The organism is Archangium sp., assembly GCF_036388035.1.
Lineage (GTDB): Bacteria > Myxococcota > Myxococcia > Myxococcales > Myxococcaceae > Archangium.
In genome coordinates, this window is sequence record NZ_DASVSO010000095.1 from 1 (window position 1) to 10,104 (window position 10,104).

The 10,104-nt window shown below is 70.3% G+C and carries 11 protein-coding genes; 4 read left to right on the plus strand and 7 right to left on the minus strand.

Features of this window, described 5'->3' with window-relative positions; genetic code table 11:
* Positions 1–44 precede the first annotated feature (44 nt).
* From VF697_RS04220 to VF697_RS04235, 4 genes are all read right to left on the minus strand, one after another.
* Complete coding sequence (locus VF697_RS04220) at positions 45–800, minus strand: hypothetical protein (protein WP_331092183.1); 756 nt, start codon at positions 798–800, stop codon at positions 45–47.
* Between the two features lie 154 nt (positions 801–954).
* Complete coding sequence (locus VF697_RS04225) at positions 955–1,530, minus strand: hypothetical protein (RefSeq protein WP_331092184.1); 576 nt, start codon at positions 1,528–1,530, stop codon at positions 955–957.
* The gene (locus tag VF697_RS04230; RefSeq protein WP_331092185.1) at positions 1,527–2,294 is read right to left on the minus strand and encodes a hypothetical protein; all 768 of its coding nucleotides are present in this window, start codon (positions 2,292–2,294) and stop codon (positions 1,527–1,529) included. Before VF697_RS04230 ends, VF697_RS04225 begins: the two co-directional genes overlap by 4 nt.
* 153 nt (positions 2,295–2,447) lie before the next feature.
* Positions 2,448–2,684: a DUF2171 domain-containing protein gene (locus VF697_RS04235; RefSeq protein WP_331092186.1), complete on the minus strand. Its 237-nt coding sequence runs from the start codon at positions 2,682–2,684 to the stop codon at positions 2,448–2,450.
* A gap of 246 nt (positions 2,685–2,930) precedes the next feature.
* Here VF697_RS04235 and VF697_RS04240 point away from each other — a divergent pair, with 246 nt between their 5' ends.
* From VF697_RS04240 to VF697_RS04255, 4 genes are read left to right on the plus strand one after another with little or no spacing between them, the layout of a single operon-like run.
* Positions 2,931–4,163 carry an efflux RND transporter periplasmic adaptor subunit gene (locus tag VF697_RS04240; protein WP_331092187.1) on the plus strand — a complete coding sequence of 411 codons (1,233 nt, stop codon included), beginning with the start codon at positions 2,931–2,933 and terminating at the stop codon, positions 4,161–4,163.
* Positions 4,160–4,855 (plus strand): ABC transporter ATP-binding protein, encoded by a 696-nt coding sequence (locus tag VF697_RS04245; protein WP_331092188.1) that lies wholly within the window; start codon positions 4,160–4,162, stop codon positions 4,853–4,855. Before VF697_RS04240 ends, VF697_RS04245 begins: the two co-directional genes overlap by 4 nt.
* A complete protein-coding gene (locus VF697_RS04250) occupies positions 4,852–6,012 on the plus strand; it encodes an ABC transporter permease (RefSeq protein WP_331092189.1) in 1,161 nt (386 codons plus the stop codon). The genes VF697_RS04245 and VF697_RS04250 overlap by 4 nt, the downstream gene beginning before the upstream one ends.
* A 3-nt stretch (positions 6,013–6,015) precedes the next feature.
* A complete protein-coding gene (locus tag VF697_RS04255) occupies positions 6,016–7,173 on the plus strand; it encodes an ABC transporter permease (protein WP_331092190.1) in 1,158 nt (385 codons plus the stop codon).
* Here the strand turns inward: VF697_RS04255 and VF697_RS04260 are convergent.
* The 3 genes from VF697_RS04260 to VF697_RS04270 form a co-directional block, all read right to left on the minus strand.
* Entirely contained in the window at positions 7,170–8,204 is a 1,035-nt protein-coding gene (locus tag VF697_RS04260) for a rod shape-determining protein (protein ID WP_331092191.1), read from the minus strand. The two genes, VF697_RS04255 and VF697_RS04260, sit on opposite strands and share 4 nt — an antisense overlap.
* 236 nt (positions 8,205–8,440) lie before the next feature.
* Complete coding sequence (locus VF697_RS04265; protein ID WP_414641235.1) at positions 8,441–9,004, minus strand: putative ABC transporter permease; 564 nt, start codon at positions 9,002–9,004, stop codon at positions 8,441–8,443.
* A gap of 143 nt (positions 9,005–9,147) precedes the next feature.
* On the minus strand, positions 9,148–9,867 hold the full coding sequence (locus VF697_RS04270) for a glycosyltransferase family 2 protein (RefSeq protein WP_331092193.1): 720 nt from the start codon (positions 9,865–9,867) through the stop codon (positions 9,148–9,150).
* Between the last annotated feature and the right edge of the window lie 237 nt (positions 9,868–10,104).

Genomic DNA, 10,104 nt, shown 5'->3' on the forward strand with positions numbered 1-10,104 from the left:
CCCTACCTTCTCCGAGTCCAAGGTGTACCGCTCCCTCGCGCTGCCTACTTCCTCGGGTCGGAGGCGATGAAGAAGACCGAGGCCGCGCCCACCACCAGCGCCGCGCCGCCCGCGTAGACCCACGGGCTCTCGTACCAGGGCTTCTGCTCGATGACGGAGAGCTGAAGCGGGGCCAGCGGGTTGGCCGCCCGGGCCACCGTGTTGCCCTGCGCGTCGAGCGCCTCGACGAAGTACCAGGCGGTGAAGGAGGCCGCGCGGGTGGGGGAGGGCAGCTCGCCCTCGCACGTGCCCTCCTGGCACACCATGGGCGCGGCACGGTAGGGGCCGCCCGCGACGGGGGCATGGCGCAGGAGCACCTCGCTCGCCTTGCCCTGCGGATCCTTCAACGTGGCGCGCACCCGCTGGGGACGATTCGCCTCCTCGCGCGGCAGCAGCTCCAGCCGGGGCCGGGCGGCGAGCTTCGCGCGCACCCGCTCCAACAGGTCCACCTGCTTCTTCGGCGCGTCCTCGGGCGGGCGCACCCAGGCGTCCAGCTCCAGCGCCTCGGTGGTGCGCTGCTCCGCGTTCACCGTGTCGTCCAGCAGCAGGTGGATGAAGCCCAACTCGAGCAGGGCCCGGGCGCGCTCGGCGGAGGGCCGGTTGGGGTGGCCGAGGTAGCGCTGGTACTCGACGACGGCCTCCTCGTAGCGCAGGGCGGCGGCGAGCTCGCGGGCATGGGCGAGGTCGGCCTGGGCCTCTCCGGACGTGGCGGCCTGGGCGAGCACCAGGGAGACGGGGGCGAGAATCGAGAGCGGGAGCACCGCCCCCGAGCCTACCCGGGTGTCCGGGACTTGTCAGACCGGTGCGCTAGAAGTCTTCCTCGCGCGGGCCGGAATGGTGGGTGGCCCGAGGCACCTGATGTGACGGTGGAGCCGGGTCCGGGCGGGTCTCGGGCCCGGCTCCCACTTCACGGCTTCAGAGCCCGCCCACGCCCAGCGCGCCGTCCAGCCCATTGAAGGACTTGGTGACGGTGGCGCGCAGGATGATGTTCTCGAGCTGGATCTGCAGCGGCAGCGTGCCGCCGATGGTCGCCCGGGTCACCGTGTTGCTCACGATGATCCACAGGCGCTTCTTGCCGATGGCCTTCACCAGCGTGGGCGAGTTGACGGTCACCGGCGTGCGCGAGCCCGGCGCGAACTCGCGCTCCGGCAGGAGGATTTCGGCGGTGGCGTAGTACGGGGGCAGGTTGTTCTGGCTGTAGAAGAGGGGCGAGTCCGGCGTGGCGTTGCCCGTGAGCGACAGCCGCCCGACCGTCTTCAGGGTGAAGGCCTGCGAGGGGTTGTGCACCGTGAGGGTGCCGCTGATCTCCTTCACCGTGACGTCGAGCCCCTGCGTCTCGGGCGGCAGGTCGACGGCCACCTCGACATAGGCGGGCTCGAGCACCGAGGTGACGGGGATGTTCTGCGTCAGGGGCGGCGTCTCCACGGCGACCTCGGCGGAGCACGCGGAGAGCAGGAGCGGGCAGACAAGGGCGAGGACGAGGCGTTTCATCGGAAGGTCCAGGACAGGTCGAAGGCGGGGAGGAGGGGGAGGCGGCCCTCGTTGAAGGGGACCATGGGCTCGCGCAGGTCCACGTACGCGGCCCCGAGCGAGATGCCGAAGTTGTCTCCGGCGTAGCGGATGCCCGCGGCGCCGCGCAGGGGCAGGCCCTCGGCCTGCTGCTGCTCCAGGGTCTGGCCCGGGTCGTGCCGCAGCCGGACGCCGAACTCACCCACGAGGGACCAGTTGCCGGCGAAGTTGAGCACCAGGGCGCCCGTCGCGGTGGTGGTGGGGACCTCGTAGCGCGCGTGGCGCACCTCGGCCTGCACCAGCATTCGGCCGAGCGACACGCCGTAGAGGGCATAGAAGCTGGGCCCGCCGAAGGTGAGCTCGAAGCGCTTCACCGCCGGCTCCTGGGAGGTGACCAGGTTCGAGGCCAGGGTGGAGCCCACGAACTTCGCGTAGCGCGCGCCGACGACGAAGCGGTGGGGCCCGGCCTCCAGCGCCCAGCGCAGGCCCAGGTTGGGCGTGAGCGCCAGGTCCGCGAGGACGGAGGTGTCCACCGCGAAGCCCAGGGCCAGCGGCAGCGCCGAGCGCTGGAGACCGAGGACGGGGTGCTTGATGGCGGCGGCCTCGTCCGAGGTGAGCAGCCGCGCGTTGCCGGCGGAGTTGCCGGCGGAAGCCTCCGCCGGCTGAAGCAGGGCGACGAGCGCCCCGAGCAGAAGTCCGGCCGTGGGGAGGCGGCTCGGACGGGAAGGATGGTGGTGGGGTTTCAACCCGCTCACTCCTGTGGGAAGGGGAGGGGGCCGATGTACCGCGTCCGGGCTCGCCGTGTCACACACCTCTGGTGGAGTGCCGTGCACGGAACAGACGCCCTGCGAGGAGCGGAGCCCGCGAGCACCCGACGTGCGAGCCCGGCCGGGCGTGCTTCACAGGCTTGGAGGCGAGTCGTCCTCGGGGGGCACGAGCGTGGGCGCGGGCGCGAGGAATACATCCCGGCCCTGCACGCGCGCCACTCCGTGGTAGCGCACCATGTAGTCCCGCCGGGCGGGCCACCCCTGCTCCAGCTCGAAGTGGGTCTCTCCCACGTTCGCCACCGTGCCGAGCTTCCGGCCCTGCTGGTCCCTCACCGTCATGCCCTCCTGGATGTCCCCGGGGTCGATCATCGCAGTCCCTCACTCATCGCAAGCCTCCATGGTGGTTGTCCCTCCTGCTCAATCTGTGTCTGCCGCACGTTCCTGGCGGGGGAAACCTCAAGTTCTTCTCGCCCCACCGATCCCGCCTCCCCCGGAGCGAGAGGGGAGCGCCCGCGCGCTTCGGTGGCAGGGAGGGCGGGCAGCCTTCATTCCGGGTCACACTTCGCGCCTTCCCCTACCTTCTCTCCGAGGTGTCGTGACGTAAGGGAGTCGCCCATGGCGGAGGCCCAGGCCCAGAAGTTGAACGCACTCCGGATTGATCGCTCGGCTCACCCCCGGCGGAGACTCGGGCGCCGGTGGTTCATTCCGCTAGCGCTCGTCGTGGTGCTGGCCCTCCTCGCGGCGGCGATGGTGGTGGGCCGTGCTCCGAGCGTGCGCGTGGCCGAGGTCCGCGAGGCCCGTCCCGGTGAGCAGCAGACCGAGCTCTCCGCGGCTGGATACGTGGCCTCGCGCCGCCGCTCCGTCATCGCCTCTCAGGTGGCGGGCCGACTGCTGGAGGTGGCGGTGGACGAGGGCGACGCGGTGAAGGAGGGACAGGTGCTCGCCCGCCTGGATGACCGGGAGGCGCGGGTGGCGGACGCTCGGGTGCGGGCCGAGCTTCAGGCGGCCTCCCAGCGGCTCATCGCCGCGAGGGCCACGGCGACGCGGGCCCGGAGTGAACTGGGTCGGGCCGAGCAGCTCGCCCAGGCGGGAGTCGTCAGCCGGGCGAGCCTGGAGGAAGCGCAGACCCTGGCGAGTGCCTCCTCCGCCGAGGAGCAGGCCGCCGTGGCGCAGCTCGAAGTCGCCCGTCGCGCCTCGGAGGCCGCGGGCCTGCAACTCTCCCACACCGTGGTGCGCGCGCCCTTCGCGGGCACCGTGGTGCGCAAGCTGGCGGACGAGGGAGCGGTGCTCGCGCCCGCCGCGCTCGAGCAGGAGAACATCGGCGGCATCGTCGAGCTGGTGGACTTGGGGGCGCTCGAGGTGGAGGCGGAGGTGAGCGTGGAGCAGCTCCCGCGCATCGAGCTGGGACAGCCCGCGCTCGTCTTCCTCGATGCCTTCCCGGACCAGTCCTTCCGCGCGAAGGTGCGCTCCATCCGCCCGGCCATCGACCGCTCCAAGGCGACCGGCGATGTGAATGTGGAGTTCGAGGAGATTCCCCCGGGCGTGCTGCCGGACATGGGGGCGCGGGTGGCCTTCCTGAAGGAGGAGGTGTCGCCGGAGGCGCTCGCCAGCAAGGACTCGGCGCTGCGGGTGCCGGCGGCGGCGGTGGTACAGGGCGGCGATGGGCAGTCCGCGGTGTGGGTGGTGCAGGACGGGCGGCTGAAGCGCCAGCCGGTGCAGGTGGCGGAGAAGGTGGGCGAGGAGGTGGCGCTGGCCAAGGGACCGCCGCCGGGGACGCAGGTGGTGGTGTCGCCCAATGGCAACCTGCGTGCGGGGCGCAAGGTGAAGGTCCAGACGGAGGGCGGATGAGCACCGTGCTCGTGGAAGCGAAGGCGCCCTTCATCCGACTGAGAGGCGTGTCCAAGGCGTACCGGCGTGGGGACATCGTCGTGCCCGTGCTGGAGACGGTGGACCTGGACATCGAGGCCGGCGCCTTCGAGGCCTTCATGGGCCCGTCCGGCTCGGGCAAGTCCACGCTGCTCAACCTCATCTCGGGGCTGGACCGGCCCACGGCCGGGGTGGTGGAGGTGGGGGGGCATGACCTGGCGCGCATGAATGACAAGGAGCTGTCGGACTGGCGCGCGGGCCACGTGGGCTTCGTCTTCCAGATGTACAACCTGCTGCCCGTGCTCACGGCGGCGGAGAACGTGGAGTTGCCGCTGCTGCTCACGCCCCTCTCCCGCTCCGAGCGCCGCGAGCACGTGGCCGCCGCGCTGGAGGTGGTGGGCCTGGGGCACCGCATGAACCACCGCCCGCCGCAGATGTCCGGAGGCGAGCAGCAGCGCGTGGCGATTGCACGGGCGATTGTCACGGACCCGGACCTGCTCATCGCGGACGAGCCCACGGGGGACCTGGACCGCAAGTCGGCCGAGCAGGTGTTGGATCTCTTCGAGGTGCTGCACCACGAGTTGCACAAGACGCTCGTCATGGTGACGCACGACCCGCACGCCGCCGAGCGGGCGGACCTGGTGCGGCACCTGGAGAAGGGGCTGCTGCAATGACGTTCGGGCGGCTCGTCTGGCGGGACCTGTTGCGCAACCCGTTGCGGCTGGGCCTCACGGTGCTGGCGGGAGCGGTGGGGGTGATGGCCTTCATCTTCCTGCGCACCGTGGTGGACCTCTTCTACATCGGGGCGGAGCAGGCCCAGGCGGACCGGCTCTTGGCGCGCAGCAAGGTCTCCATCACCGAGGAGCTGCCGCTGGCGTACCTGTCGCGCATCGCCGCGGTGCCGGGCGTGGACGACCTCACCTATTACGGCTTCTTCGGCGGGCGCTACGGCGAGTCCCAGCGTGACTTCTTCGGCTCGGCCTACGTGGACCCGGCCTCCTTCATGCGGGTCTTCGACGAGATGGTCGTTCCCCCTCAGGAGGTGGCGGCCTTCCAGGCGGACCCGTGTGGCGCGCTCATCGGGAAGGACCTGGCGGCGCGCTACGGGTGGAAGCCGGGGAGTCGGGTGACGCTCAAGGGCACCATCTACCCCGGCGACTGGACCTTCACCGTGCGGGGCATCTACGACGTGAGCAAGGGAGGGATGGACACCAACACGCTCTTATTCGGCTACCGCTGCCTCAACGAGAAGCTCCCGGACGAGCGCAAGGACCGGGTGGGCGCCTTCATGCTGCGCATCGAGGATCCCTCGCGCTCGGCGGCGGTGGCGACGGCGATCGATGGCATGTTCGCCAACAGCCCCTATCCCACGCGCACCGAGAGCGAGCGCGCCTTCACCCTGGGCTTCATCTCGATGATGTCGGCCATCATCACCGCGGTGAAGGTGGTGTCGAGCGTCATCCTGCTCATCATCCTGCTCGTCATCGGCAACACGCTGGCCATGAACGTGCGCGAGCGCACGAGGGACCTGTCGACGCTCCGGGCCATGGGCTTCAAGAGCGGGCGGGTGGTGATGCTCGTCCTCTTCGAGTCGCTGGCCATCGGCCTGGCGTCGGCGGGGCTGGGGGTGCTCATCTCCCCGCCGCTGGTGAATGCTTTCCTCGGGGTGGTGGGCTCGCAGCTCGGCGGCCTCCCCGACAACGTCATCCGCCAGAGCACGCTGGTGCTCGGGGCGCTGGCGGCGCTGGGCGTGTCGATGCTGGCCGGAGCCATTCCCGCGGTGCGCGCGGTGCGGATTCCCGTGGCCGAGGGCTTGAGGAAGGTGGCCTGAGCGATGATTCCGCTCTACTACAACACGCGCAGTCTCTGGGCGCGGCGGCTGTCCACGGGGCTCACCGTGGTGGGCCTGGGGCTGGTCGTCTTCGTCTTCGCCGCGGTGCTGATGCTGGCCAACGGCATCGAGTCCGCGCTCGCCTCGGGGGGAGACCCGCGCAACGTCATCCTCCTGAGCGAGGGCGCCACCAGCGAGCTGATGAGCACGGTGGAGCGCGACGCCCTGCGCGCCCTGGGCAGCTCGTCCGAGGTGGCCTCGTCGGTGGCGGGGGACCCGCTGGTGGCGGGCGAGCTGGTGGTAGCGGTGCTGCTGCCGCGCGAGGACGGCAACGAGTCCAACATCACCGCGCGGGGCATTGGACCGGAGAGCTTCGCCATCCGGCCCACGGTGCGGCTCATCGCCGGCCGGCAGCCGAGACCCGGCTCGAATGAGATTGCCCTGGGCTCGGCCCTGGTGGGGCGCTCGTCTGGAGCGAGGGTGGGAGGCGAGCTGTCCTTCGCCGAGCAGCGCTGGCCGGTGGTGGGTGTCTTCAGCGCCGAGGGCGGAGGCTACGAGTCCGAGGTCTGGGCGGACGTCAACCGGCTGGGCGCGGCCTTCGACCGACCGGGGCTCAGCTCCGTCATCGTGCGGACGGGCTCGGAGAGGGCGCGCGACAGCTTCATGAAGCGGGTGGAGGACGATCCGCGCTTCCTGCTCGAGGCGAAGTCGGAGCCCGAGTACTGGGCGGAGCAGGCCACGTGGCTGGCCACCTTCATCCGGGTGCTCGGCCTCTTCGTGTCCTTCATCTTCAGCGTGGGCGCGGTGCTGGGGGCGATGATCACCATGTACGCCCAGGTGTCGGCGCGCATCACCGAGCTGGGCATGCTGCGAGCGGTGGGCTACCGGCGGCGGAGCGTGCTCGCGAGCATCCTCATCGAGTCCGCCGTGCTGGGCGCGGCGGGCGGTGTGCTGGGGGCACTGGGCGCATTGGCCACACGGTGGATGGAGATCCGCACGCTGAACTTCCAGACGTTCGCCGAGGTGCGCTTTGGCTTCACGCCGACCCCGGGCATCCTGGTGGCGGCGCTCGTCTTCGGGACGATGATGGGGCTGCTGGGCGGGATGCTGCCCGCCCTGCGAGCCTCACGGCTGTCCATCCTCGACGCCCTGCGCGCCTAACCCGGCTGGCAGACCTGGCGCAGGATGTCGAGCGACTCCAGCGCCTTGCCCGCGCCCATCACGACGGCGGACAGCGGGTCCTCGGCGAGGAACACGGGCAGGCCCGTCTCCTCGCGCAGCAGGGTGTCGAGGTTCTTGAGCAGCGCGCCACCCCCGGCGAGCACGATGCCGCGGTCGGCGATGTCTCCGGCCAGCTCCGGCGGCGTGCGCTCCAGCGTGAGCTTCACCGCCTCGACGATGCCGTTGACGGGCTCGGCGAGCGCGTCACGCACCTCGTCGCTGCTCACCGTGAGCGTGCGCGGCACGCCGGCCACCAGGTCGCGACCCTTGATCTCCATGGTCATGACCTCCTCGGTGGGGTACGCGGTGCCGATGCCCATCTTGATGAGCTCGGCCGTGCGCTCGCCGATGAGCAGGTTGTACTTGCGCTTGACGTACTGAATGATGGCCTCGTCCAGCTTGTCGCCGCCGATGCGCACGCTCTTGGCGAACACGATGCCGGCGAGGCTGATGACGGCGACGTCGGAGGTACCGCCCCCGATGTCGACAATCATGTTGCCGCTGGGCTCCGTGACGGGCAGGCCGGCGCCGATGGCCGCGGCCATGGGCTGCTCGATGAGGTAGACCTCGCGGGCACCGGCGTTGGCGGCGGCCTCGCGCACCGCGCGGCGCTCCACCTCGGTGATGCCCGAGGGGATGCCGATGACGATGCGCGGGTTGACCAGCGACTTGCGGTTGTGCGCCGTCTGGATGAAGTAGCGCAACATCGCCGCGGTGATCTCGAAGTCGGCGATGACGCCGTCCTTCATGGGGCGGATGGCCACGATGTTGCCCGGCGTGCGGCCGAGCATCTCCTTGGCCTCCTTGCCCACGGCGAGCACCTTCTTGCCGCCGCGTGCGTCCTGCTGGACGGCCACCACGGAGGGCTCGTTGGAGACGATGCCCTGTCCGCGGATGTAGATGAGCGTGTTGGCCGTGCCCAGGTCGATGGCGAGGTCACGCGAGAGAAGAGTGTGGAGCCAGTCGAACATACGGGGGCGGGAACTTTCAGGGGTGCGGCTTCATTTCCTGCACCAACAGGGAACGCGCGGCAAGGTACTATGCAGGGCCCGCAACAGGAAGAAAAGCCGACTGTCAAGTGCAGGGCCCGGCCGGAGAGCGTCCGGCCCACGAGGCCCCGTGTCCTTCCCCTCCGTTGGCCCTTCCTCCCTCGGAGAGAAGGTCCGGGGTGAGGGGTTTCCCCCACAGGTTGTGCCTGCCTGGTGACTCACGAGACCGGGTGGGACTGCGTCTCCTCGGCGAGGAGGAAGGTATCGGCCGCCTCTCCGGCCTCCTGCTCGGTGGTGACGGCGCTCAGGTGGAGGGGCTCGGCCACGGCACCCTTGCGCACGGCGTGGCGGTACTCGGGCGTCTGGCGGAGCGCCTCGCTGGTGACGCGCAGGAAGGCCTCGCGTACCGGCTCGAAGAGGAGGGCGGCGACGTACCAGAAGGGGGCGTAGTCCAGGCGGATGAGCCCCTTCACGCTCCAGCCGCGCTGCTCGTAGTCCCAGGGGCAGCGGCCGAGCGCCTTGCGCAGCAGCCACCCGGTGGTGAACTCGGCGCCGAAGATGACGGCCGTATAGGCCAGGGCGCGCACGGGCCGGGGCAGGAAGCGCAGCCGGTCATGGAGGAACTCCATCCCCAGCGCGGTGGCACCGTAGATGGGGTGCATCCAGAGGTACGTCTTCGCCGTACCGTGCTTGTCCTGCTCGAAGAGGGCGGCGCTCACTCCCGTGAAGCACACCTCCATCACCCAACCAGCACATCCATAGAGGACGAATCGCGGTAGCACTCTCGGAACTTAGGAACCCGAGACGCAAAGGGCACCTCTGACCCGGAGGACGGGAGGGGGTAGGGAAGTGGCGGCGCACTGGCGCCTCGCCGCGTTGGGCGCCCGACGGTGTCGGACGCCGGACGGCGCAGGGGGGCGCAACGTCAGCGCTTGAGGGAGTACTTGCCGATGGCGTAGAGCGCTCGCACGCCGTCCTTCCAGCCGATCTTCTTGCCCTCCTCGTAGGTGCGCCCGTGGTAGCTGATGGGCACCTCGAAGACGCGCCAGCCCCCGCGAGCCACCTTGGCGGTGATCTCCGGCTCGATGCCGAAGCGGTTCTCCTCGATGGTCACCGACCGGATGACCTCGGAGCGGAAGGCCTTGTAGCAGGTCTCCATGTCCGTGAGGTTGAGGTTGCTGGTCATGTTGGACAGGGTGGTGAGGAGCTGGTTCATCACCGAGTGCCAGTAGTAGAGGACGCGCCGGGGCGTGCCGATGAAGCGGCTGCCGAAGACGACGTCCGCGTCGCCATCGACGATGGGCTGGATGACGCGGGGGATTTCACGCGGGTCGTACTCGAGGTCCGCGTCCTGGACGATGACGATGTCCCCGGTGGACTCGGCGAAGCCCCGGCGCAGGGCGGCGCCCTTCCCCTGGTTCTTCTCCTGGAAGAGGATGCGCAGCTCGTTGCGGTTCTTCGGGGTGCCGCCGATGACGGACAGGCCCTTGTCACTGAGCTGCTGCAGGAGCTCCCGGCTTCCATCGCGGGAGCAGTCGTCCACGATGACGATCTCCTTGGGGAAGTCTACCGCGGTGACGCGGCGGAGGATTTCGGCGAGGGTCGGGATCTCGTTGTAGACGGGGATGACGACGGAGACGAGCATGGCGGAGCGGGGCTCTATCCGATTTCAGATTCCCGCGCGACTCTTCCGATCAGCCTCCCGGGGGGCGGGGTGGGACATGCCCCGCCCTGGCGCCTACCAGTACCGGCGCGGCGCGGGGGGGGGAGGGGGAGGCGCGGCGGGCACCGGCTCGAGCATGCCGCACTCCAGGAGCCGCTCGACGGCCGCCTTCACTTCCTTCGAGCTGGCGCAGTCCTCGAGGCTGCGCGTCGCCTCGGT

Excerpts from the sequence above, each read along its gene's own strand:
- VF697_RS04250 (WP_331092189.1), top strand. The coding sequence starts at position 4,852 with ATGACGTTCGGGCGGCTCGTCTGGCGGGACCTGTTGCGCAACCCGTTG.
- VF697_RS04235 (WP_331092186.1), bottom strand. The coding sequence starts at position 2,684 with ATGATCGACCCCGGGGACATCCAGGAGGGCATGACGGTGAGGGACCAG.
- VF697_RS04245 (WP_331092188.1), top strand. The coding sequence starts at position 4,160 with ATGAGCACCGTGCTCGTGGAAGCGAAGGCGCCCTTCATCCGACTGAGA.
- VF697_RS04270 (WP_331092193.1), bottom strand. The coding sequence starts at position 9,867 with ATGCTCGTCTCCGTCGTCATCCCCGTCTACAACGAGATCCCGACCCTC.
- VF697_RS04260 (WP_331092191.1), bottom strand. The coding sequence starts at position 8,204 with ATGTTCGACTGGCTCCACACTCTTCTCTCGCGTGACCTCGCCATCGAC.
- VF697_RS04255 (WP_331092190.1), top strand. The coding sequence starts at position 6,016 with ATGATTCCGCTCTACTACAACACGCGCAGTCTCTGGGCGCGGCGGCTG.
- VF697_RS04240 (WP_331092187.1), top strand. The coding sequence starts at position 2,931 with ATGGCGGAGGCCCAGGCCCAGAAGTTGAACGCACTCCGGATTGATCGC.
- VF697_RS04225 (WP_331092184.1), bottom strand. The coding sequence starts at position 1,530 with ATGAAACGCCTCGTCCTCGCCCTTGTCTGCCCGCTCCTGCTCTCCGCG.